Below are 22,474 nucleotides of genomic sequence, written 5' to 3' on the forward strand. Positions count from 1 at the left end.
ACCGGCTTCTGCACCCAGAGGGTCGGCGGTCTGTTTTTTTGAGAATAACTCTTAATTGCGCTCCTAGTCATATTTGCAGGCGTCATCAACCGATGCGAAAGCCATTGGCCCGAACGCAAACAAAATCTGCCTGATCGACGATAATGGAAGGTGCCAGAAGGACGGTTGAAAGTTACGGAACCGGTGTCAGTGTGGTCGCCCGCAGGGCCCGGGGAGACATTCCGAACGTCCGATGAAACATGGTGCTGAAACTGCCAGCGTTCTCGTACCCCAGTTCAAATGCCACTTCGGAGACAGGTTGCCCGGCAGCGATGCGGGATGCTGCCTCGATCACCCGGACACGACGGCGCCAGGCAGCAAAGCCCATACCCATTTCCTGATGGAACAGTCGTGTAAAGGTCCGTCTGGCCATGCCAGCCTCGCGTGCCCAGTGGTCGATGTCCCGACAGTCTCCGGGTTGGGCGACAATGGCCATACACACACGCAACAGACGCTGATCGGCGGGAAAAATCAGCCTGTTCATAATGGGAGCGGCGCGGCGGATTTCATCGACCAGAAGCCGTGCGATGGCAGTCATGCGCTCATCCATGACAAATTCGTATTGCATGGCAATGATCTCATCCACGAGCCCGCGCATGAGAGACGAAACATCAAACATCTTGCAGGGAAGATCAGTGACCTCGGTCAGACCCGGATCGACATAAACCACCTGAAATGTAAGGTCCGTGCGGCACTCCGCCTGATGGAGCGTGTTGGCGGGAAGCCACAGTCCCTGCCCGGCCCCCATTACGAAACTCTGGCCCAGAGCGCTGACAGTGACCGTTCCTCCAAGAAACAGAGAAAGCTGGGCGCGGTCATGTCTATGGTATGTGTCCACGAAACCGTCTGTATAACGATCCGCAAAACCTACGACCGGGGGCGGACAAACTGGCAGGTCCGCCGTTCGCTTCATACCACCATGATCTAGGTGGTTTTTCTTCAAAAGATATCCGGCATGATGACCACGTCCGGTGCTCCATCATCTGTTTGGGACGGTCTCAGCCGGGTATTACACACCACTTTCAGGCTACCAAGGCGATTTTTGTATCAGTAAGACCTGTAGAGGGCCGTCTGGACTTGTCGTACAGGCTTTGCACACGACAGAGACAGAAAAACAGTTCCGTACGACTATGGACTACGCCCCATACTGCGTCATGCGTGCAAACCGGCCTTCTCCGATCTCAGGGAGGTTCGGTCAACCACGCTTGGCGTGGATAACGAGGAGCCCCGACGTTAGGCCATTGTTTACACGGTTACACGAGGCTGAATCGCCTCAATGATCCGGCATTCGGCAATCTTGCCATGCTGACATTGTGCAAGAAGTTGTGTCAGTTCCTGTCGGAGTGTCTGCAGATCGTGAATCCTGCGTTCGATATCCGTGACATGAGCTTGGACAAGTTCGTCCACCTGTTCACAGGACCGAGCCTCCTGCCCGGACAATTCCAGCAGCTCCCGCACCTGATCCAGCGGAAAGCCGAGTTCACGTGCCCGACGAATAAAACCCAGACGCGCCAGATCCGTGCCATCATAAACGCGGTAATTGCCAGCGCTCCGTGGCGGATGCGGCAGCAATCCGATGCGTTCATAGTACCGGACGGTTTCGACCTTCGTATCCGTCAGGCGGCCAAGCTGCCCGATCGTATATGTCTGCGTCATGAAGTTCTTGACCCTGTAGTGACTACAGGGTGGATATGGGGTGCTCGTCGTTTTTTTGCGAGAGTGTCGCCATGCCCTGCTGTCATGACTCCTGCTGCCCGAGTTCCGTCTCTCCTTCGACTGGTCACGATGACCGCCACTGGCACCGAGCACTCTGGATCGCTCTGATCGTCAATGGCGGTTTTTTCCTGACCGAGATTATCGCCGGCGTCATGGCGGGTTCCGCCTCCCTGCAGGCGGATGCGCTCGACTTCTTCGGAGACACCGCCAATTACGCCATTAGCCTTACCGTCACGGGTATAGCGCTGGCGTGGCGTAGCCGAGCAGCAATGCTCAAGGGCGTGACCATGCTGGTCTTCGCTCTCTGGGTGCTGGGCAATACGCTGTGGCATGCTTGGTCAGGCACTGTGCCACATGCCGAAACCATGGGCCTGATCGGCGCGCTGGCACTGCTGGCCAATGGGGGTGTTGCTCTGATGCTGTACCGCTTCCGCAGTGGGGACGCGAACATGCGCTCGGTCTGGATCTGCTCGCGCAATGACGCTATCGGCAATCTGGCGGTTGTACTGGCGGCATTGGGCGTTTTCGGCACCGGTACGGGATGGCCGGATATCATCGTGGCCTTCATCATGGGAGGACTGGGCCTGCATGGCGGGGCACAGATTGTGCGCCATGCCCGTATGGAAACCGCCAGCGTCAAAATGGGTCTGGCGGGCTGACATCAGCGTCCTTATGGCCAGTTCGATCTGAAGACTATCTACGCAGCCTGCCGGTGCTCCCGACCTTTTTCAAGGCGGCACAAGCAATTCGACTTGTAAGGTCGGCTCTCCCAGATGTTCTTGCATCCATTTAGCCTCTTCGCTTGGGGTGCGATGAAAGTGGCGCTTGAAGTCCCGGCTGAACTGGGCGGGACTGGCATAGCCGACTTTGGCAGAAATCGTGGCCATTGAACCCTTACGCCGTGAAACCATCAACCGGGCTTCGTGTAGCCGCAAAGCCTTGATGTATTGGATCGGGGTCGTTCCAGTGAGGGCCTTAAAGTCGGCGTGATAGGACGGAACGCTCATACCGGCCTCGGCAGCCAGTTCTGGCACCGACAGTCTAGCATTATAGCGTTCGCGGATCAGCGTCAGGCTATGTACAATCCTGTCTGTCGTGTCGTGGCCACGCAGCGCTGCCATCAGGGCGTTCCCCTGTGGACCGATCAGGACACGATAATGCAATTCCCGGAGTAGCCCCGGGCCAAGAATGGCAAGTTCCTGCGGATGATGGAGAGCGTGAAGCAGACGCTGGAGCACATCCACAATGGAATGCGTCATCCGGCTTGAAACCATGCTTTTTGCTCGCACTCCCTCGTCATGACCCATGTGTCCCTCCAGTGCTGTCACAATTTCAGCGGCCAGATGCAGGTTAAAATCAAAGTAGAGAGCCAGCAGAGGTTGGTCGGCGCTGGCCTGCGACGCCATCCGAAAAGGTACGGGGACTGAAACCGCAAGATAATGGTCGGCGTCATAGCGGTAGACCTCGCTATTGAGGAACCCCTGTTTGGCCCCTTGCAATACAAAGACCGCACCAGGGCGATAAAGAACCGGCACATCTTCAAGGACGGTCTCGGAACGCAGGATGCGAATACCGGGCAAAAGCGTGGCGTTGTAGCCAGTGCGCGGTGCAAGGGCGGCGGCTAGTACAAAGAGAGCAGAGGGTGTGGAATGAGGGATCATAGGATCAGGCAAGAATATTAGAGGAACTGCAATAGATAACGCGCCGGTTCAATATTATTGGTCAAGAAGTGAATGCAACCAGACAGAGCAGCGCCATGACAAAGCAGACTTTTTTCATCACAGGCGCAAATTCAGGCTTCGGGTTGGCCATCGCCCGGGCTGCCCTTGAAGCCGGTCATCGGGTGATTGGTACAGTCCGCTCGCCAACCGCAAGAGCATCGTTACTGGAGCAACTCCCGGATGTTCACGTGGTCCAGTGTGACGTCACCGAGTTCGATCGTATTCCCGCCATTGTCGCACAGGCAGAAGAAGATCACGGTCCGATCGACGTGCTCATCAACAATGCCGGGTATGGTCATGAAGGTATTCTGGAGGAATCCCCTTTAGAGGAAATTCGGCACCAGTTCGACGTGAATGTTTTCGGAGCCATTGCAGTCGCCAAAGCCTTCCTGCCGCGCTTTCGCAAACGCCGTGGCGGCTATATCGTGAACGTGACATCGATGGGTGGTCTCATCACCATGCCGGGCTTGGCGTCTTACTGTGGTAGCAAATTCGCTTTACAGGGGATTTCAGAGGTCATGCGCGCGGAAATGGCGCCGTTTGGCGTTCATGTCACCGCACTGTGCCCCGGATCATTCCGCACAGACTGGGCCGGGCGTTCGATGGTGCGGACTGAGCGCTCGATCGAGGACTATGATACTCTGTTCGACCCTATCCGGGCCGCTCGACACGAGAAGAACGGCAGACAATTGGGCGATCCAGCGAAACTCGCCGCAGCAGTGCTTCAACTCATCGCGTCGGACACGCCTCCACCTCAACTCCTTTTGGGGGGTGATGCTCTGCAACTGGTTCGTGACCGTCTCTCTCGTCTGGAAAAGGAAATTGCGGACTGGGGAGAGTTAACCCTATCGACAGACGGCTGATCTCTTTGGAGAGCAGTGCTTGATGTTTCCGAGAAGCGAACCGCCATAATATTACTCGAAAACAACGGGTTTGCTTCTGTCAATGCGGGGCTTCTCGCGGCACACCTCACCTGCTCGGAAGGAGCCCCGAGCCGATAATTTCCACCAACCAGTCAACGAAGACACGCACACGCGGAGAAAGCTGTTTGTTGCTCGGATAGAGCACCGAGAGCGGTGTGGGTGTCGGGGGAAAGTCGGGCAAAACTTCAATCAACCTGCCATTCGCGAGATCATCAATGAAGCGGTAACGTGGTGCCTGCACAAGGCCGAAGCCTTGCCGCGCGGCCGCGGCACTGGTTTCAGCGCCACTAACCAACAACTGCGTCGGCAGCATCACCTCGATCACTTCCTCTCCGCGCATGAACTCCAGCGGCAGGGGCTGGCCGGTGCGCGACGATACGAAACCGATCATCTGATGGCCTTGAAGGTCCTCCGGTGTCGTGGGCATTCCATGCCGCTCCAGATAGTCCGGGCTGGCTACGGTGACTTCTTCCATCACCCCCAGGGGGCGGGCCACCATGTCGCTATCGGCAAGAGCGCCGGCCCGCACGACGCAATCCACGCCTTCCCGGACCAGATCGACAAACCGTTCGCCCTCCCCGAGATGGACCGTCAGGGTAGGATGACGCGCGAGGAATTCGGGTAGCGCAGGTAACAGGATGGTGCGCGCGAGGTAGCCGACGACGTCTACGCGCAAAATCCCAGAAACAGTGCCAGCCGCTTCACGATCCGCGCCCTCGAGATCGGCCAAGATCGCAATGCAGCGCCGGTAATAGGCAGTTCCTTCCACCGTGGGCCTGACGTGTCGGGTCGAACGTTGCAGCAATCGGGTGCCAAGCCTGCTCTCCAGCGTCTTGATCGCAGCAGTCGCGACCGGCCGCGAAACACCACAGGCGGATGCCGCAGCACTGAAACTGCCGCGATCAACAATACGGATAAAAAGATCGAGCGTGGCAAGCCTGTCCATGAGATTGTTTCATGATGCAAAACAATGCTTTCGGAAAGGACGATCTTATCGAACGGTCGATAGGATGAGCAATATGGGGCTCCCACCAAACGGAGAGTCCCATGCCTGAAGTCAAAACAATTGCCCTCGTCACCGGCGGAAGCCGAGGCCTCGGGCGTTCGACGGTCGAGGCGCTGGCCCGACGTGGTGTTTCGTCGATCTTCACTTACCACGCCAACAAGGCTGCTGCTGACACGGTTGTCGCCAGCGTAGAACGCAACGGGGTTCGCGCTGTGGCCTTACAACTCGATACAGGCGACGCTCATACGTTTCCGGCTTTTGCCAATGAGATTCAACGCGTGTTGGGTGACTGGGGGGCTGAGTGTTTCGACTACCTCATCAACATGGCAGGGACGTCGCATAACGGTCTGTTCGGCGAGGTGACGGAGGAGGATCTTGACGCCGCTTATCGTGTTCACGTGAAAGGTCCTCTCTTCCTAACGCAGGCGCTACTGCCATTGATCGCGGATGGCGGTCGGATTGTGAACATCTCTTCCGGGCTGACCCGTTTCTCTTACCCTGGCCGGATCGCCTACGCCTCTATGAAAGGGGCGGTGGAAGTTATGACACGTTACATGGCCAAGGAACTCGGCCCACGCCGTATTGCCGTCAATACAGTTGCCCCGGGCGCTATCCAGACGGATTTTTCAGGCGGTGTAGTACGGGACAATCCGGAGGTGGCCCGGCATATCGCGGAAGCAACTGCGCTTGGACGTCCTGGAGTGCCGAATGATATCGGCCCGATGATTGCCTCGCTGCTGTCCGAAGACAATCGTTGGGTCAATGCACAGCGGATCGAGGTTTCCGGCGGCCAGGCTATCTGAGTGCGAACAGCCAGATTGAGGGCGTCTGCCATCAACTGATAATAGGCTGAGCAAATGCTTCTCGATATTGTGGTCGTTGCTGCATTGTAGGAATTCCCGTAGTCGGAGCATTTATGGGTGAGCCACAATATAGTGACTGGCAACGAGTGAGCGCTTGCAGAAAACACTGTGAGTTTCCTGTATGTCCGAGGTGAAGGCGTGAGCAGAATTTATCAGCTTCTTGCCTTCACCACTTGCACTATGTGCTATGCCCCAAGCTTGTGATGTACTCGGCCGCTAATCAATACGCTTTCGCAGGCGAGATTACGGCCCGTCCTCAGACTTCTTGCTGGACAGGTGTGACATCGGCCTCCGCGATCTAGACGGAAGAGCACGGACCGGTAAACTGCCGCCTAAATGGTAGATATGGAAAGATCGTGGCATTACTACTGATCTGATCATGTTGTGTGGAGGACAGACCAAATGGAGCAGACTTCAGGAGGCATCTTAGGTTTCCACCATGTTGCGATCATAGCGTCCGATTATCAGCGTTCCCGACATTTCTACGTTGACGTGCTGGGCTTTCCCGTCCTCGCTGAAAATTTTCGTGCCGAACGCGACTCCTGGAAGTGCGACCTCAAGGTTGGTGACGCGCAAATCGAACTCTTTTCCTTTCCGGCGGCTCCGCCTCGGATATCGCGGCCAGAAGCTTGTGGCCTACGACACTTGGCTTTTCGTGTTCAGGACATCTCTGCAGTGGTGCAGCATCTTGAGCGTCATGGTGTGGAATTGGAGCCTGTTCGAACAGATCCGTATACAGGCCGCCTTTTCACTTTTTTCTCAGACCCAGACGGTCTTCCTCTGGAACTTTATCAGGTTTGAGAAGTGTTTTGCGCCTGTTCGCTATAGCCTCTCTGGCTTTCGTTCTGAATGCCTGTTCTGGCGGATCTAGTCAGCCTCCAGAGCAGGAAACGGTTGCTTGCATGAGCTACAGGGCCATGGTGGTTGCACCAATGTCGCCCGATGCTATGCAGCGACTGCAGCAAAAATGCGCGGCCTCGCATGGCGAATAAAGACGCGCAGAGCTATCATCATTCTGAAAGCGTGACGGGGCTGCTGGAAGGTATATTGATTGCCGAAAACGTGGAATTGATCGACTGAAGAAGCGGATTGCGGTGTAGGTAAGCGATACCCTCCCTGCCCAGCCAACGACAAGGAAGCGTGTGCGATGATCCAGCGCAGTGCTCGAATGACAGCCACCACACCATGCATTAGCCCTACACACGCAGCGACGGTAATGCACGATGTCAGAATGACAATGGCCAACACCACATCTCCACGATGGATGACGGTTTGTCGTCAGGCAGGCCGAGTGTCTTATTGTGGCAACCATCCGGGACGACAGCGCTTTATCTCCTGAACTGTGCAGGGAAAGCATTCATGTCTATTCACGGATTATCGCGTTTCAAGGATAAGAAGGTTCTCGTGACGGGCGCGGCCTCAGGGATTGGCCACGCCACAGCGCTTCGGTTTCTTGACGAGGGCGCTCATGTCATCCTCGTTGATCGGGACAAGGCAAAGCTTGATGACGTTACAAAGGTGCTGGACCCAAAATATGCCGTGCCATCCCTGACGGATATTTCTGCTCCGGAACAGGTTGAGGATCTCTATAAATTTGTCGAGAAGCAGTTTGGAACACTTGACGTTCTGGTGAATAACGCTGGAGTGACTGCTATGGGCACCGTTCTGGATTGCGATTTGGCAACCTGGAGCACCGTCTGCGCGACAACCCTCACCGGCACTCTCAACGTTAGCCGTACATTTCTCCCTATGCTGATCAAAGCGAAAGGCAACATCGTCAACACCGCTTCGGTTTCTGGCATGCGAGGAGATTGGAATACGGCGTATTATGATGTCGCAAAAGGAGGCGTGGTGAACCTGACCCGCGTCATGGCCATGGACCACGGCAAAAAGGGTGTGCGCGTCAACGCAATCTGTCCCTCCGTCACACGTACGGCCATGACGGCAGAAGCGGTTAAGGACAAGGGATTCGTCAAAAGTGTGGAAGATCGGGTGCCATTACAGCGCTTGGGAGAACCAGAAGATATGGCCGCCGCCATTACATTTTTAGCGAGCGCCGACGCGTCCTACATCACAGGTCTCATCATGCCCGTGGATGGCGGCGTGACCGCATCAAACGGCCAGCCACCATTCCCCATGTCATAAAGCCTAAAGTGCCTTCAGGCGGCTTCCAGCGTCCTTTCGTCGGAGTGCGCTCGAAGGCACGGACACATATCTGCAGATGGAGACAATCAGGAATGCGCTCTAGGTCGGATGTTTTGTCAACATGAGCTAGCCCAGCGAGCCTGTTCCAAAAGCCAGCCCCGCAGCTGCAATCAGAGCCGCATAATAAGCGTCTGAACGACTGATATTGGCATCAAGAAGTCCATTTTGCGCTAACTCCGCTTGCGTCACAGATCCTGTCCCTGCGCGATACGACAATAAAGCTGCATCGAAATTCGTTTGCGATGCCACGCGGAGTTTAGAGGCTGCTTCGTAGGCCTGAAGGCTGGTATGAAGAGCATTTTCCGCCAAAACGATCTGCTGGACTGCGCCATTAACTGTCTGCTGAAGAGTGGCCTCTGCACTATCTTCTTGGTCTTGTGCACGTTTGACAATGGCAGAGCGCAGACCGCCGTCAAAAATAGGCACGCTAATACCGCCAAGAATTAAAGTGCTAAAGCGATTTCCTGAAAGATTAAGAGTAGGAGAAACACTATCGCTGGCACTCGGGATGGAGGTCAGGCTCGTTCTTCCCGTTGAATATGCCACATTGCCGGTCATAAAAATACTTGGAAGAAATGCCGCTCGCGCTGCAGAAATTCGGCTTTTGGCAGAACGTGTTGCAGCATAAGCAGCCAATACATCAGGACGACGTCCAACCGCGGCCTTAACCACTTCATCGCTCAAACGAACGTCTTCTAACGATAAAGGACGACCCGATACGTCTTCAAGATCGAGGTGTGAGTTTGTTGAAACACCCATATTATTAAGTAACGCCAGATAGGTATTCTGTTCTTCACCTTGAGCTTGCACAAGACGGAGATTAACCTGTGCCGTAACCTGCCGTGCTTGAGTGACATCCATAATTGTTCCCTGCCCCTGCTTCAGTCTCGCTTCGGCTGCAGCCTGCACATGCTCTGCGTTTTCGAGAGCAGTTTGCAAGAGTTGCGCCCGGGTGGATGCCGCTGCATGCGTATAGAAGGCAGTGGTAACACTATAAATTATTTTTTGATGTACACCTGTGAATAAAACATTTGTGGCCAGCTGGGCTTGGCGTGCGGCGCCAATCAATGCCTCTCTTCGACCAAAGTCAAACAGCAACCAGCGCAAGCCTACAGTTTGTACTTCAGCTGTACCTGAGCTTCCCCGCCTCGGGGTGCCGTTAATGCCGATGGATCCATAGTCATCCGCATTCAGAGAGGCTTCTGTAGTCTGACTTCTTGCCCGAGACCAACCTCCTACAACAGTCGCCGTCAACGTTGGAAGATAGGTACTCTTGATGATGCCAACGGCCAGCGCAGCATCCCGTGCGGTATTCCATGCTTTCCTCGTTTGAGGATTAGAAGACTGCGAAATATCAATTAATTCCGCTAAATTATAGGGAGTTTTTTTCTGGTTATTGATTAATGGCGCACTCCCCTCAATAGCCGCGTTTGGATTGGAAGGAAGGATATATTTTCCAGGTAGAGATAAAGCGGAGATCCTTTTCTCTTTTCCAGGAATAATGACCCCTCCAGACGTGACATTAGGGGTCCATGGATGATCAGGACCGGAGGGTGCTGTATCCAATTCTGACGTCGCGCATCCTGATAAAACAATTGTTAATGAAGCTATTAAAAACGTCCCTCTTTTGCGTTTTATCAATTCGATGTCTCCATATTCATAAATATTTTATTTTTCGATTTATCTATAATATTTATTAATTTTCCGAAATCTTCTTTTTGAAGCTGTGAATGCATTACCTTTATGAGAAACACTTGATTTTCATAACATAACAGAATTTTCAAGATTCTGAATCAAAGAGATTAAAGAAGCGTTGATTGTGTCTTTGGTCCCTGATTTTAGGGTATACTGGATTGATGGATGGTTCTGGATAATGACTTTTTACTCTGCGTTTGCAGCGGCATTAGATATGCAATATCCGTGGGGAGATTGTTTTTTCATGCTCTCTGATACTATCCTTGCGCTTTCGCGCCTACCGGGCGCCACAAACCCTTATGAAATTGCTTTTCTGGCATGCTTTCATAGTTTTGGGAAATGCGATCTTTCCTCCAATCGATAAAGCTTAATTCTGGCGGATGAACAGTTCTTCATAAGATCGAGAGCGCCCTTCCGGAGATTTTCCGACGCCCCAGCGCCAGAGATTTTTTGCATCGTCTGAAAAACGCCAATAGGCAGCTACGACAACGTCGTCCCCAAGCATCTCCAAAATTTCGAATTCCCGTTCCGAGATCTGGCGAACACGTACACTGTCAAACCGCACACTCCCCCGCAATGGGCTGCTTTCTCCGGTCAGGGGCGTATCATAGTCGAGCGTTTTGACAGGCTGGCTTTTGTCAGTATCGTTTTCCGAGTGATAAATCAGCCGCCCGTCTTGAAAATTGAGCCAAAGGCGTAAGCTCATATCAGGAGGAAATTTTCCATCGCTCCATGAAGAAGAGGCATTTTCAATCATCCATACACCATTGAAAATTTCAGACATCATACGATTCCCGTGAAGTATTACTTGAAGATGTATTCTGGCATTCATCGATCTGCCCGAAATATCCTGTCAGCAGACAGCACACTGCTCCGAGCACACCGAGTAGACACGGTAAAAGCAATGCATTGGGCCAGCTCAGCCCAGTTTTAAGAAGATGAGCCGTCAGAACTGGCACAACACCCGCAGCGAGATTCCCGCAGAATCCAGCCCACCCAACGACCACGGCAGCATGATGACGGGTCAGTTCCTGTGCCAGAGTCCAGATCGACACCTGACACGGACCAAGACCTGCCAACGCGGCGCAAAGCAACACTACCGAGGCGATAGTCCCGTGACAGAGGGCCGCAGCTTCCAAAGACAGCGCACTTGTTACGGCTCCTGCAGCACCAAACAGCACCCTGGCCTGAAAAACCGATCCTGTTCGCGCATAGATCCGATCGCTGACAAAGCCACTGGTGACAACCGAACCGTAAAGACAGAACCAGGGCAAACTAAATACCCAGCCCATCTCCCGGTAAGACAGATGACGTGCCGAGAGAAGATATTGAGGTAATGTCACATGATAAAAGGACTGAACTGCCAGCATGCACAAATAAAAGCCGCCGATAGCCCAGAAGCCTCCTGATGTGGCAAGTTGATATACAATATGTTTGTCGGGAAGGAGTGCTGGCGTGTCTTCCCGATGACGGTACGGACCATCGCGAAACAGCAACAGCCACACGACGCTCAGGACTGCGCCAAAGCATCCGAAAACGAACAGGCACCGCTGCCAGCCGAACATCAGCGTCGTTTCGGTCGTCAGGGGGCCGGCGAGAGTGGACCCCAGATACAGGGCACCAAGTAATACGGCATTGCCACGTGATCGCCGCTCAGGAGCAAACCAGTCATGCACCGCCACAACACTCGCGCTCCAGTCCGGCGCCTGGAATGCCCCCATCGCCATGCGTAGCACCAGAAAAGATACAAAACCGGCTGAGAGCGGCATAAGCATCGTTGTTACGGACCACAACAGACATGCCATCCCCAGCGCGCGGCGCGGCCCCAGCCGGTGTACCAGCCATCCGCTAGGCAGTTGCATGACCGCATAGCTCCAGGACAGAGCGGAAATCACCAGAGAAATATGGACATAATCAAGCCCCAACGTCTGTCCGATACGCGGAGCAGCGAGCGCGAAGCTGTTCTTGTCGAGTGCCATCATCAGGTTGACCGGAACCACAAGACCAACCAACGCCAACCAGGGACGCAGACCATCTCGCTTGGACGTCAGTTCTGAAGTCATGCGTCGGCCGAAACGGGCGCCAGTACAGGCGCCGTAAACCGCAGGTTCTCTAAAACGGGCAGGATACGACGCGCATGAGCAATGCGCTCCCGGTGCAATGTCGCAAAACCAAGCGCTGGTTCCTCACCCAAAGCCAGTGTTACAACACCAAGCGGATCTACCACCATACTGGCGCCAATATTGCGCGGACCACATTCTCCAACAGCTACGACATAACAGGTATTTTCAAGCGCCCTCGCTACGGCCATGACTTCCCAGTGACGCTCCTTGGATGGCCCCCACACCCAGGCAGCCGGTAGGAGGAGAACCTCTGCACCTTCCAGCACCAAGTGGCGGGCCAACTCGGGGAAGCGGACATCGTAGCAGGTCATCAGACCCACCCGCATTCCAGCAATTTCCAGAACCGGTGGCAGATCCACGCCGGGAGACGTTCTTTGGGACTCTTTCATGTTAAAGGCATCGTAAAGATGCAGCTTGCGATACAGCGCAATAAAGGCACCATCCTTCATAACGAAATGCGTATTGAAAAAACGTCCCTGCCCGTCCGGAACATTCACGCATCCTGCTACGGCGATTCCGTAGCTTGCCTGTTTCACCCCTTCCATGAAGGGCCCATCAAGGGGCTGGGCGGTCCGAGGCATGATTTCCGGATCGTTGATATCGCGGGCCAGAATACCCTCAGGCAGAAGCAGGAGGTCGGCGCCTTCCGTTTTTGAACGTCTGATCAGTTCCAGACACTGCTTCTGATTGGTTTCCCAGTCCGCAGCCACTGCAAATTGTCCCAATGCGACTTTCATGATCACAGTCCCCTCTTAAAAACCGTAACTCAGACGGCCGCCAATAAAACGCGGTGCTCCGGGTACATGCTGATATGTCGTGCTCTGCGATGACGACGTGATGCTGTAGTGCCGGTCGAGAAGATTCGTGACGTAGATCGTGGCATTCCAGCCCTGTTTCTTGTTCCCGATGGTGGCATATGTCCCCATCAGGAAATATGGCGGAAGTCTGTAGGCACCCGTCCCGCCGATCGTCATCGCCTGTGAATCCCGGTAATTACCATTTACGCCCAGATCCGTAGACAGGCCGTAGGGCAGATTAGCGCGATAGGCGATGCTGCCACTCAGCGTCAGTTTCGGAATCCCGAGATCAGCGCCGCGATAATCCGTATAAAACGCCTTATAAACTCCGGTTGCGACCCGGTTGGCGTTCACGGCTGGTGTATTGAGCGCATAAAAGGACGTGTAGGAACCGCGCTCATATCCCATGTTACCATTGATATAGATGTGGGATACCGGATGCGCCTCGGCACTGAGTTCAATACCCCAGATTGCCGAATGGGGAACATTCACATACGTCCCCAGCGGACCGTAATTGTTCAGCAAGAAACTCGAAACGACCTGCTGATTATGGTAGTCATAATAGAATGCTGCACCGTTGAGGCGCAATTTTCCTGGCAGGGGTTCACTTTTGAAACCCACTTCATAAGCCACGAGGGATTCTGGCTTGAACGCCTTAAGCTGCGCCTGCGCAACCGTGTTGTTGGCAGCAAACCCACCGGGCTTGAACCCCTTGCTGACCTTGAAATAGGTTTGCAGATGTTCTGTCAGCTGTGCCTGGATCCCAAGTAACCCACCCAGTTGGTTCGTTAGCGCCCCTTCAGGGGCGAAGTCTAAAGTGTTCACACCGTATTTGATCGTTTTGAAATTCAGAAGCTGGCGGTCGTCTGACATGTGGTTCAGGCCACCAAACACCGTAATGATTTTCGTAAGATCGTAGTTCACGTTCACATACTGCGAAAACGCCTGCTGGTTCTGATCGTACGCACTTTCTGAAATATATCCGCGCCCCTGATAATCGCTAAAATTGTTATAAAACTGCTGTTGCATGCGGGAGCGATTGTAATAGGTGCCTACTGTCCAGTGCAGTTTTCCTGGTAAGGTGGAAACCAGTTTCAGTTCCTGCGAAAAGACGTCGCCATTCACATTTCGATAAACGTCGCCAGTCGCAAGTTCTGTACCATCCTCATCCGAGTATTCGCCCTGACGCTCTGTTTCGAACGCCGAAATGGATTCCAGACGTGCAAAACCCAATTCCCGGCTGATCCGGAAATCCGCACCCCAGAAAATGTTATCTTCAGACGGTTTCAGACTCTCGGGACGCCCAACAAGTTTCGCAAAACCGGGCTGAATTCCCCAGGCCGTCTGGCGGTAGCCGGAGAATTTCGGATATTTCTGCCACGCTGGCGCAAGGTTGATAACCGGATTGCCATTGACCAGTTCAGACAGATCCCGTGTCCAGTGTCCTCCCAAGGCAATGACCGTCTTATCGTCAGGGGTCCATTTCAGTTTGGCGCGAAGCGAGGTCTGGTTCTGGTCGCCGAGATGCGCCCCATTCAACGGGTTATACTGCCATCCCCCGCCTTGTGTTGTCTGTGCTGCAACTCTGAACGATAGATTCTTGGCGAGAGGACCGGAAACAAAGCCACTTGTCCGCGAACGCGCATAACTGGCGATATCCTGGGTAATATTCCCGTGCCAGTCAGACGTGGGATCATTCGACTGTAGCGAGACCTCACCACCCGTGTCTGGCATGCCATGAGTAAAGCCCATCGGGCCCGGCGCAATATCCACATTTGCGATATCGAACATCATGCCATCCGTCATGGACGAAAACGGATAAGCTATTCCATCAAGATAAACCATGACGGATGAGACGTTGTTCTCATAATAATCATCCATCCCAACGCCCCGCAGATGATAGTTGATGCTCTGCGTCCCCTTCAGAGATTGTACCGTGAGATTGGGTGCCAAATTCTGAAGATCGGTCACGGACACAACCCGGCGCTCCAGCAGGGTTTGAGCCGAAATCCGTGTATTGGAATCAGGCTGACGCTGCGCTTGGGCAAATGCAAAAAAATGCTGTCCCTGCACCTGAAGGCTTTCGGCCTGAGATGCCTGCACCGCAGTTCTTTTCTTTGGCACTACCAGTGGAGCAGCTTTGCCCGCAAGATGGGCTTTGAAGCGCTTCGTATGCGGGATCGCCGTCTCCGCCAACGCTGTCGGCATGTAAATGAGACATGCGGTTCCGCAGAGAAAAACTGCTCCGGCCGAAAGGGGGCGTCTCTGCCTGAATGAAGGAGGCATGCTCATCATGTCGTTTCGATCCGTGTTCTAAAAAGGGTCGGCAACGAAATGATTAAGGGGTCTTCACTCCTCTGGCGCAAATGATATTACGTTATTGGACATTTATTTGTTGGAATCACGATATGGAAGAGTTTAATCAAGAATGGTTTGTAAACCGCCTGCATGACCGCTCTGCCCGGGGTCTCGCACGGCAGATTTCCGCCCTGATACAGAGTGGAACACTGCCGGTGGGGACACGTCTGCCCTCAATCCGGGATCTGGCTTTCGGTCTGGGTATCAGTCCCGCTACCGTCTCCATCGCTTGGACCGACCTGCGGAAAAGGGGAATTATTGCCGGGCGTGGCCGACGCGGAATGCATGTGTGCAATATGTTTCTCTCGCCCCGCCCTGTCAGGCGCACGGCAAGTCTCAGCTCTGAAAATGTCAGCCTCAATCTGACGTCCTATACGCCAGATCCTGGCCGCCTGCCCCATCTCTCCGATGCGTTCGAGGCACTGACCTCTATTCCCAACCTTAATACTTATAACGACGAAACGATTTCTCCGGCTCTTCGCGCGATCTGTGCCGCGCACTGGCCCTATCCGGCCGAGGATTTCATGGCGACCAATGGTGCCTACAGCGCTTTGTTCGACACCATGCAGGCGCTCATTCCTCCAGGATCCACTGTGGCGGTTCAGGATCCTGCTCCCATGCGAATTCTCGATATTCTTGATTACCTGAGTACCTCGATCCTCCCGCTGCAAAGTGATACCGACGGCATTCTCCCCGCATCGTTGGCACAGGCTCTGGCTAGAAATCCGACGGCACTATATCTGCAGCCCAATATCAATGCTATTACAGGTCAGCGTATGTCGCGCGCGCGCCTGCACGAACTTGCCCAGATCCTCAGAACATCTCCCTCGACATGGATCATCGAAGACGACGCTTTTCCGTGGTTTTCGGACGTGCTGGCAGAAAGCATTGGAGTATGGCTTGGTCCACGCGTCATCCATGATTATTCGTGAAATCCAAGCCTATCGCAGCTTTGGTCCCGTCTGGACCAGTCGTCTGTTGCAGACTGTCGCCGCCCGACTTCTGGAGAATGAGAAAACTCACCAAACCATCCACGGAAACTATCGCCATCATCAGGAACAACGCCATGAAATGACCTCTGCTCTCCGCCACAATGGCATCGACATCCCTACCGGAGAAGGTTTCAGTTTCTGGATTCCTGTTCTGAATGATGAGGCCGCCTGTGCTTCTCTTGCTTCGCAAAACATCCGGGTTTCGGCTGGCCACCAATGTTCCTTATTGGCACCCTCTCATATCCGCTTCTCGATTTCTCACCTCTCCGGCGATTTCGAACGCATCGCGGCTGCCATACAGCAAGCCGCGAGAAAAACGACGTCTCCCGCTGAACAAAGCGATCTGAAACCAGTGTGATGAGTTGGCTGTTTGTAGAATGATATTATTTCAGTGGAAACGTGATCCTATGAGCCGCCCTATGCCGGGTCGTCGACAAAGAGGACGATACGATTGATCGCTCCCTGCCTCCGACCCGGACTGAACTTCAGAAAGGCGGAAAATATGAAGTCTCTAAAGTAGTCACTTTTTTAAGCTCATCTCGGTTTTGTAACAAAAAAAATCAGAAGACGGAACCCCCGAATTCGCCAATGTAATATGTCGTCGCAGGCAGACTTTCGCTGTCCAGAACAATAGCGATATGTGTCGCAAAGGACGGAGCGCCCCCCGCACCTGCAAGCGAGATATCATTTTCGCCTGAACCTGCCGATGGCAGCCCCAAATAAGCACACGCAAAACCAGCTTCCATCCACTGGGTGCAACCCTGCTTTGGAATTCTGAAATCCGCTTCACCCGCGAACAGATCGCGTGCACCAAAGTTCGGCCTCCCGAAGCTGTCATAACCCACAATCGACACGTAAAACGCTCGCGCATAGAGAGGAAAGACATCATCCGAGTAGGCTGCTGACTGCGAATTCGTTGAAAGAACCTTACCAGTCTGTGTCAGATCGTAGGGAAACAGGCACTGGATATTGAAAAAACCTGACTGATAACGATCGATCGGGATACAGAGCACGACGCGGTCGTTCCGACTGTTACCCTGGGTCGTGACCGCCAGCGCGGCAGGATTGCCGTTGACGGTATAGGCCGTGCTCATGGCGACTGACGCGCCATCCGATACCCATTGGGAGACCGCATCGGCATCGTCGGAGTACAGGCCGCCAGCCAGTCCAATCCCATCCCGACACAATACGGACTTGGACTGCGGAATAAACTTTCCTGACAGTCCCAGTCGATCGGAGGTCCCGTTGATAAACGTCCCGATATTGGGGTTGCCGGTATTCAGCATGTTAAACGTTTTGATCGACCCGGCGCCATAAGCTGCCCGACCATCCGCACTTGTCAGGTTGTAAAGCTGGGTCCCGTAAAAACAGATCTGTGAAAGGTTCTGTTCCATCCAGACCGGTGGCGTCTTATAGGTCGCCGAATTTCCGGCCAGCAGGATCATCCCGCCAAACCATCCCAGATATCCACTTCCGGTACAATGAAACAGCGGCTTGTTCTCAGTCTGAGGCCCCCACATTTCGCAATGCACGCCATGCATCTCGATGCGACCGGTGTTCTGGATGACGATCTGGTCCGAATAATCCAGAGACGTTCCATAAAATGTGATTTCAGCCCCGCCCGGATTGAACACAATTCCTGTCGAATTTCCAAGACTGCCGCCGTACCAGCGGAAATTTTCGCCCGCATTAACGCTGCCCGCCAGGAACTGGACCGCATATAACGCAGAGGACGTTACGGAGCAGTTCCAGTATTCGGCGAGATAAGCCCCGTTACGCCAGTCAATCCCAACACCGAACCCTTGTATGGAAAGATCCTTAAAGTTGTGGATCGTGCCGTCCGTGTTCTGAAATGAATTATAAAATAAGCCCGTCAGACCAGCATTACCCGTCGGCCCAAGGATCGTAAGACCTTCGATCAGGACATTATTCGAATAGTGCTCCAAGGCACCATCACGTGTCGAAAGAACTGCGCAGTTCCACCGCAATGCCTTGACGGAGACGCTCGTAACGCGAACATTAATATAACCCGAAACCGAAATGGTCAGCCACGCGCTACCAGCTTCTGCTACATTGAATGCAAACGAAATCTCGCCTTCAACTGCTGGATCTGCCCAGCCGGTGTCTTTGAATACATAATTGTTCCAGGGATTATTTCCAGACCCCGGACCGTTCGCACTGAACGAAACCCCGACATTCCCCGGCTGTCCGTTTCCATTCGCATAAGATGCCCCGAGCGTAACCTCATACTTGACGTCCAGCGTATAATTTCCGGCCGGCAACGTGAGCTTTTGGCCAAACTGCCCATAATGGCCGGTGGAGTTCGACATGGCGACCGCAGTTGTAATAGACGCCGCGCCATCGGAGATCTGGTACGTGCCGTCGCCCCCCGTCCCCGTCAGCAGTTTCGTGATCGTCGTCCCTGAAGCGAGCGTGTTGTCGATGTCATAAACCACAGAACCCACAGCCAGCGCAGGACTTCCTGAAAACCCGGTCACGGTCATAACACCGCCCGAGACTGTCCCGGTCCAGGCTCCATGGGCAGCCGGATCGGTAAATATAGCCGCACCGGTCGTAAAGGTTGTATCTGTGATCTGCATTGCCGGGTAGATCGTGGCGTTAGACCAACCTGCACCGCTTGTATCGGAGAACGTACCGTTCGTCACAAAATCCTGGCTGTCAGCGGCGGTTTCCAACGCCGTGAAATCGAAAGTTGATCCACCGAACGACCCGAATGTAGTACCCGGAATCCAGACAAGAGGTTTGTCATCGGAGGCAACCGCACTGTTGCACATCATATAGGCCCGCTTTGGACCGGAAACACCATATCCCGAGAGGGAGGCAGCCTGAATCGCCAGCCAGTCCATTTCCTGTGACAGGCTATAAGCTTTGGGAAAAACCGATTGCAGATCGGCCAGTGTGGCAAACATCGTTGAAGCCGGGTGCGAGGTGCCATCCCCGATTGCACCGTACCAAGCCGGATCCACCCCGCCCTGAAAAACGCGGCGATAGGTTCCGGCGCCCGCCGTCGCAATGACGACACCTCCATCCGCCACAAGCCCATCAGATGCCAGAAGAAAAATTCCAGCAGCCCCTCGCGTCTGGGCAGTCCCGTCCCACGATGTCAGTGTAACCGCAACAGGTGCAGTCTTAAGCGCCCTGAACTGCATTACCGAAGACACCTGCGCCCGACTACTGGCCGCCAGCACATCCGTAACGCTCACACCATCGAGCGTACTGAGGGCATCAAGCGCACCGGACTGAATTGATTGGTTGATGGACTGTCCGCCATCTGCATCGACCTTGTTACCAAACGCGCTGGCAATCTGAGGTGATTTGACCAAGCCGATCATATCTGGCGTATCTGTTGCGGATCCCCAGAGTGGCGTAAAATTCTGGACCATCACAAGTCTCCATTACTCAATTTTATGAGGGTTTTGAGGTCAAGAAAAACGACGTCTGTCCCCGACGAGGCTATTCTTGACCTCTCTCCAGTTTGATCCGGTGATAATCCACAATGACCCATACCGACCCGCCTCATCGGTACAGACAGCGCTTAGTGTTTCCAGTGGAGAAACGCACTTTGCTTCATCGACGGAAACAGCCTGGAAGCGGCAATATGGCGATAACCAAACCAAACTGCGCGCACCAAGAAAAATGATCCGTCAAGACGGGATGAACAGGGGGGACCGCTGTGGATTTACAAGGTCCAGCCCGATATAGCGGCGAGAAAACGCCGCATATTTTTCTTTGTTTCCATAAAGCCGCTTCCCGGCTCAAGAGTCGCGCTGTTCAGATAAAGAGAGCGGCAGATTTCTATCTGAACAGCATGTATTTTTCCTTCCGGTCTTCCATAATGCTGCGTAATATAGCCTCCGGAATATGGAAAATTTCTACGAATCGAATAATTACTATATTTTATTTCATCTTCTATTTTATCTATTATTTCTTTACTACAACTTTTCCCGTGTATGTTACCAAGTACAATATCGCCTGAACGCGCATAAGGTAATTTAGGCATCGAGTGCATATCGAGAAGGACTGCGTATCCAAAGCGCAGACGTGTTTCTTCCAAAATCGTATCAAGAGCCTCATGGTAAGGAAGCCACGCTGTAGCAATTCTTTTTCTTAATTCCGAAAGTTGCAAGGGATGTCGATAGATCTGGCACCCCTGCGAAATACACCGCGGAATTACTCCAAATCCAGCCTGTACTTTGGCGGTTAACAGAACTTCGTCTTCAGGAGGCGTGGGAGCAAACATCTCCGGATCTACCTCGCGCCAGTCTCTATTCACATCGCACCAGGCGCGGGAAAAGTTTGCGCTCAGCAAAGTCGCTCCGAAATCAGGGGCGTCCTCCAGCAGCTGATCCATGAAGCGATCTTCAATCCGCTGGAGCTCAAAAAGAGACAGGGATGCACTGCTAAGAAAATCAGAAGGATAATACCGCCCTGAATGCGGAGAAGACACCACGACAGGAGTGGGAGTATTCCGCGGATAATCTACCTTGAACGACGTTAGAGGCGAAGGAATTTTCATAATTTTCCATATTCCGCCTCAAAGGGGGTTGCAAGGCTTAGCGGACACCGTTAAAAGCCACCTCACCGGACCGGGGGCGCATAGCTCAGCGGTAGAGCACTACCTTGACATGGTAGGGGTCACAGGTTCAATCCCTGTTGCGCCCACCACTCGGTCCGGTGAAAAAATCCCCAAAATCAATCGCTTAGTACCGAATTTTCAGACAAACGATCTTAACCCGTCAGTTCAAGTTTGTTCATATTAATGCGCTTAGCGACATTATGATGTGTGCAAAACTGGTGCAGGTGCTGCGGCGCCAGCGATCTCGTGCGAATCGCATCCTACTGGATCCCCAGCCATTCCAGAATTTCATCTCGATAGGCGTCCGGCATCACTTTGGCGTAGCGCGTGACCGTCGTGATGTTGCCCCATCCGCCGTCAGCCTTAAGGCGCATCAGATCCTTGTGCAGGCAGTATTGCCAGCTTGCCCATGTGTGACGGGCATCGTGAGGAGTGACGTCTGGCACAAATACGCTCTTCGGCTTCTCTTGCCCCACGGGCGTCCAGACGCGCATGTGTCCTGGCAGACCCGCTTTGCGGCAAGCCACCGACCATCCAGACTTGATCTGGCCGCCACTCGTTCGGCCGTTTCCAGAATAAGCCTCTCCGATCTCCCTGCCCTGCCCGTTTCTTGATTTCCTCGCGCGAACGGGACGAAATACGCGCCCATCCCGGTTCGGCAGAGAAGCCAGCGACGCACAGACGCGTGGCGGCAGATCGATATGCCGCTCGTTTCCTTGCTTCTGCCAAACGACGGCCCGCCCTCCTCTCAGATCCACGCAGGCCCAGTCAAGCTCAAGAGCCTCTGACATGCGTGCGCCCGTGCCGAACAAGAATACCAGAAGCGGCTTCAGGTGAGGCGCAGCATTGTCGATCAGGCGCCTCACTTGCTCCGGGCGGAGATAGACCGTTCGACCAACCGGAATGCGAGGCTTATCGAACGCAGGCCGGTCGCACCATTGGCGGATCGCTGCAAACTCCAGCACCGACCGAAGGGGCGTTAAAACTGAACGGACCTTCGTGGCCGGACTAGCTTGGGCACCATCTCGCAAAACCACTTTGTACGCTTCATCAAGCGCAGTCTGATTGATGTCCGCCAGACGCGTCATTCCGAAGTAATTAAGCAGTCGCAAGAGGTATGCCTTTGTCGCATCAGACCTCGGCTCGGCCTCAACATACGCCGCTACGGCATGGGAGAAAGTGACGACGGCCTTTTTGCCATAGACGCTTTCCGTCCATAGCTGGGCTTCGCGTTTCGCCCGGTATTCTTCTGCCCTTTGGGGGTCAGAAGTTCCTGTGCTTTCAAAAATGCGCTTTCCGTTGAGGGAGCCGCGGAGATAGAGCGTGTTGGATGATGATCGTTTGACGACCTTGATTTGCATTCTAGGCTCAGGACTCATTCTTTGAGGCAGAAGATGACGCTTGCTGCGATGTGGATTGCGGACATGAATGTATGAGCG

Annotated in this window: 19 protein-coding genes and 1 tRNA gene; 8 read left to right on the plus strand and 12 right to left on the minus strand. The window is 53.8% G+C overall.

Annotated elements, in window-relative coordinates:
* Nucleotides 1-172 precede the first annotated feature (172 nt).
* Both JK176_RS09590 and JK176_RS09595 read right to left on the minus strand, forming a co-directional pair.
* Nucleotides 173-952: a helix-turn-helix domain-containing protein gene (locus tag JK176_RS09590; RefSeq protein ID WP_211587603.1), complete on the minus strand. Its 780-nt coding sequence runs from the start codon at nucleotides 950-952 to the stop codon at nucleotides 173-175.
* Between the two features lie 332 nt (nucleotides 953-1,284).
* Nucleotides 1,285-1,695, minus strand: coding sequence for a helix-turn-helix domain-containing protein (locus tag JK176_RS09595; protein ID WP_211587604.1), 411 nt, complete (start codon nucleotides 1,693-1,695; stop codon nucleotides 1,285-1,287).
* A 71-nt stretch (nucleotides 1,696-1,766) separates the two neighbouring features.
* Between JK176_RS09595 and JK176_RS09600 the strand changes: the two genes are divergently transcribed.
* Nucleotides 1,767-2,414, plus strand: a complete 648-nt coding sequence (locus tag JK176_RS09600; RefSeq protein ID WP_211587605.1) for a cation transporter — start codon at nucleotides 1,767-1,769, stop codon at nucleotides 2,412-2,414.
* A gap of 69 nt (nucleotides 2,415-2,483) precedes the next feature.
* On the opposite strand, the gene JK176_RS09605 is transcribed toward JK176_RS09600, so the two are convergent.
* Nucleotides 2,484-3,416, minus strand: coding sequence for an AraC family transcriptional regulator (locus JK176_RS09605; RefSeq protein WP_211587606.1), 933 nt, complete (start codon nucleotides 3,414-3,416; stop codon nucleotides 2,484-2,486).
* Nucleotides 3,417-3,511: 95 nt separating this feature from the next.
* Here JK176_RS09605 and JK176_RS09610 point away from each other — a divergent pair, with 95 nt between their 5' ends.
* Entirely contained in the window at nucleotides 3,512-4,339 is an 828-nt protein-coding gene (locus JK176_RS09610; RefSeq protein ID WP_211587607.1) for an oxidoreductase, read from the plus strand.
* A gap of 106 nt (nucleotides 4,340-4,445) precedes the next feature.
* Here the strand turns inward: JK176_RS09610 and JK176_RS09615 are convergent, their stop codons facing one another.
* Nucleotides 4,446-5,345, minus strand: coding sequence for a LysR family transcriptional regulator (locus tag JK176_RS09615; protein WP_211587608.1), 900 nt, complete (start codon nucleotides 5,343-5,345; stop codon nucleotides 4,446-4,448).
* A 101-nt stretch (nucleotides 5,346-5,446) separates the two neighbouring features.
* On the opposite strand from JK176_RS09615, the gene JK176_RS09620 reads away from it, so the two are divergent.
* From JK176_RS09620 to JK176_RS09630, 3 genes are all read left to right on the plus strand, one after another.
* On the plus strand, nucleotides 5,447-6,208 hold the full coding sequence (locus JK176_RS09620) for an SDR family NAD(P)-dependent oxidoreductase (RefSeq protein WP_211587609.1): 762 nt from the start codon (nucleotides 5,447-5,449) through the stop codon (nucleotides 6,206-6,208).
* 462 nt (nucleotides 6,209-6,670) lie between these two features.
* On the plus strand, nucleotides 6,671-7,069 hold the full coding sequence (locus tag JK176_RS09625; protein ID WP_211587610.1) for a VOC family protein: 399 nt from the start codon (nucleotides 6,671-6,673) through the stop codon (nucleotides 7,067-7,069).
* 558 nt (nucleotides 7,070-7,627) lie between these two features.
* Nucleotides 7,628-8,413 carry an SDR family NAD(P)-dependent oxidoreductase gene (locus tag JK176_RS09630; RefSeq protein ID WP_211587611.1) on the plus strand — a complete coding sequence of 262 codons (786 nt, stop codon included), beginning with the start codon at nucleotides 7,628-7,630 and terminating at the stop codon, nucleotides 8,411-8,413.
* A 126-nt stretch (nucleotides 8,414-8,539) separates the two neighbouring features.
* On the opposite strand, the gene JK176_RS09635 is transcribed toward JK176_RS09630, so the two are convergent.
* The 5 genes from JK176_RS09635 to JK176_RS09655 all read right to left on the minus strand — a co-directional run bounded on the left by JK176_RS09635 (nucleotide 8,540) and on the right by JK176_RS09655 (nucleotide 15,296).
* Nucleotides 8,540-10,111: a TolC family protein gene (locus tag JK176_RS09635; RefSeq protein ID WP_211587633.1), complete on the minus strand. Its 1,572-nt coding sequence runs from the start codon at nucleotides 10,109-10,111 to the stop codon at nucleotides 8,540-8,542.
* 424 nt (nucleotides 10,112-10,535) lie between these two features.
* Nucleotides 10,536-10,955 (minus strand): hypothetical protein, encoded by a 420-nt coding sequence (locus JK176_RS09640; protein WP_194263325.1) that lies wholly within the window; start codon nucleotides 10,953-10,955, stop codon nucleotides 10,536-10,538.
* The gene (locus JK176_RS09645) at nucleotides 10,945-12,231 is read right to left on the minus strand and encodes an MFS transporter (protein ID WP_211587612.1); all 1,287 of its coding nucleotides are present in this window, start codon (nucleotides 12,229-12,231) and stop codon (nucleotides 10,945-10,947) included. The genes JK176_RS09640 and JK176_RS09645 overlap by 11 nt, the downstream gene beginning before the upstream one ends.
* A complete protein-coding gene (locus JK176_RS09650) occupies nucleotides 12,228-13,028 on the minus strand; it encodes a deaminated glutathione amidase (RefSeq protein ID WP_211587613.1) in 801 nt (266 codons plus the stop codon). The genes JK176_RS09645 and JK176_RS09650 overlap by 4 nt, the downstream gene beginning before the upstream one ends.
* Nucleotides 13,029-13,043: 15 nt before the next feature.
* The gene (locus JK176_RS09655; RefSeq protein ID WP_211587614.1) at nucleotides 13,044-15,296 is read right to left on the minus strand and encodes a TonB-dependent receptor; all 2,253 of its coding nucleotides are present in this window, start codon (nucleotides 15,294-15,296) and stop codon (nucleotides 13,044-13,046) included.
* Between the two features lie 200 nt (nucleotides 15,297-15,496).
* Between JK176_RS09655 and JK176_RS09660 the strand changes: the two genes are divergently transcribed.
* Together JK176_RS09660 and JK176_RS09665 are read left to right on the plus strand one after the other, a co-directional pair.
* A complete protein-coding gene (locus JK176_RS09660; protein WP_211587615.1) occupies nucleotides 15,497-16,378 on the plus strand; it encodes a GntR family transcriptional regulator in 882 nt (293 codons plus the stop codon).
* Nucleotides 16,365-16,796, plus strand: a complete 432-nt coding sequence (locus tag JK176_RS09665) for an aminotransferase class I/II-fold pyridoxal phosphate-dependent enzyme (RefSeq protein ID WP_211587616.1) — start codon at nucleotides 16,365-16,367, stop codon at nucleotides 16,794-16,796. Before JK176_RS09660 ends, JK176_RS09665 begins: the two co-directional genes overlap by 14 nt.
* A 202-nt stretch (nucleotides 16,797-16,998) precedes the next feature.
* Here the strand turns inward: JK176_RS09665 and JK176_RS09670 are convergent, their stop codons facing one another.
* Both JK176_RS09670 and JK176_RS09675 read right to left on the minus strand, forming a co-directional pair.
* A complete protein-coding gene (locus JK176_RS09670; RefSeq protein WP_211587617.1) occupies nucleotides 16,999-19,842 on the minus strand; it encodes a hypothetical protein in 2,844 nt (947 codons plus the stop codon).
* A gap of 296 nt (nucleotides 19,843-20,138) precedes the next feature.
* Nucleotides 20,139-20,975, minus strand: a complete 837-nt coding sequence (locus tag JK176_RS09675; protein ID WP_211587618.1) for an N-formylglutamate amidohydrolase — start codon at nucleotides 20,973-20,975, stop codon at nucleotides 20,139-20,141.
* Between the two features lie 74 nt (nucleotides 20,976-21,049).
* On the opposite strand from JK176_RS09675, the gene JK176_RS09680 reads away from it, so the two are divergent.
* Nucleotides 21,050-21,124 (plus strand) — tRNA-Val (locus tag JK176_RS09680).
* Nucleotides 21,125-21,295: 171 nt separating this feature from the next.
* Here the strand turns inward: JK176_RS09680 and JK176_RS09685 are convergent.
* On the minus strand, nucleotides 21,296-22,474 hold a 1,179-nt coding region (locus tag JK176_RS09685), incomplete at its 5' end, for a site-specific integrase (protein ID WP_249194399.1).

The sequence above is a fragment of the Gluconobacter sp. Dm-73 genome, assembly GCF_018256215.1.
GTDB lineage: Bacteria > Pseudomonadota > Alphaproteobacteria > Acetobacterales > Acetobacteraceae > Gluconobacter > Gluconobacter cadivus.

Excerpts from the sequence above, each read along its gene's own strand:
- JK176_RS09590 (WP_211587603.1), bottom strand. The coding sequence starts at position 952 with ATGAAGCGAACGGCGGACCTGCCAGTTTGTCCGCCCCCGGTCGTAGGT.
- JK176_RS09595 (WP_211587604.1), bottom strand. The coding sequence starts at position 1,695 with ATGACGCAGACATATACGATCGGGCAGCTTGGCCGCCTGACGGATACG.
- JK176_RS09600 (WP_211587605.1), top strand. The coding sequence starts at position 1,767 with ATGCCCTGCTGTCATGACTCCTGCTGCCCGAGTTCCGTCTCTCCTTCG.
- JK176_RS09605 (WP_211587606.1), bottom strand. The coding sequence starts at position 3,416 with ATGATCCCTCATTCCACACCCTCTGCTCTCTTTGTACTAGCCGCCGCC.
- JK176_RS09610 (WP_211587607.1), top strand. The coding sequence starts at position 3,512 with ATGACAAAGCAGACTTTTTTCATCACAGGCGCAAATTCAGGCTTCGGG.
- JK176_RS09615 (WP_211587608.1), bottom strand. The coding sequence starts at position 5,345 with ATGGACAGGCTTGCCACGCTCGATCTTTTTATCCGTATTGTTGATCGC.
- JK176_RS09620 (WP_211587609.1), top strand. The coding sequence starts at position 5,447 with ATGCCTGAAGTCAAAACAATTGCCCTCGTCACCGGCGGAAGCCGAGGC.
- JK176_RS09625 (WP_211587610.1), top strand. The coding sequence starts at position 6,671 with ATGGAGCAGACTTCAGGAGGCATCTTAGGTTTCCACCATGTTGCGATC.
- JK176_RS09630 (WP_211587611.1), top strand. The coding sequence starts at position 7,628 with ATGTCTATTCACGGATTATCGCGTTTCAAGGATAAGAAGGTTCTCGTG.
- JK176_RS09640 (WP_194263325.1), bottom strand. The coding sequence starts at position 10,955 with ATGATGTCTGAAATTTTCAATGGTGTATGGATGATTGAAAATGCCTCT.
- JK176_RS09645 (WP_211587612.1), bottom strand. The coding sequence starts at position 12,231 with ATGACTTCAGAACTGACGTCCAAGCGAGATGGTCTGCGTCCCTGGTTG.
- JK176_RS09650 (WP_211587613.1), bottom strand. The coding sequence starts at position 13,028 with ATGAAAGTCGCATTGGGACAATTTGCAGTGGCTGCGGACTGGGAAACC.
- JK176_RS09655 (WP_211587614.1), bottom strand. The coding sequence starts at position 15,296 with ATGCCGACAGCGTTGGCGGAGACGGCGATCCCGCATACGAAGCGCTTC.
- JK176_RS09660 (WP_211587615.1), top strand. The coding sequence starts at position 15,497 with ATGGAAGAGTTTAATCAAGAATGGTTTGTAAACCGCCTGCATGACCGC.
- JK176_RS09665 (WP_211587616.1), top strand. The coding sequence starts at position 16,365 with ATGATTATTCGTGAAATCCAAGCCTATCGCAGCTTTGGTCCCGTCTGG.
- JK176_RS09670 (WP_211587617.1), bottom strand. The coding sequence starts at position 19,842 with ATGGTCCAGAATTTTACGCCACTCTGGGGATCCGCAACAGATACGCCA.
- JK176_RS09675 (WP_211587618.1), bottom strand. The coding sequence starts at position 20,975 with ATGAAAATTCCTTCGCCTCTAACGTCGTTCAAGGTAGATTATCCGCGG.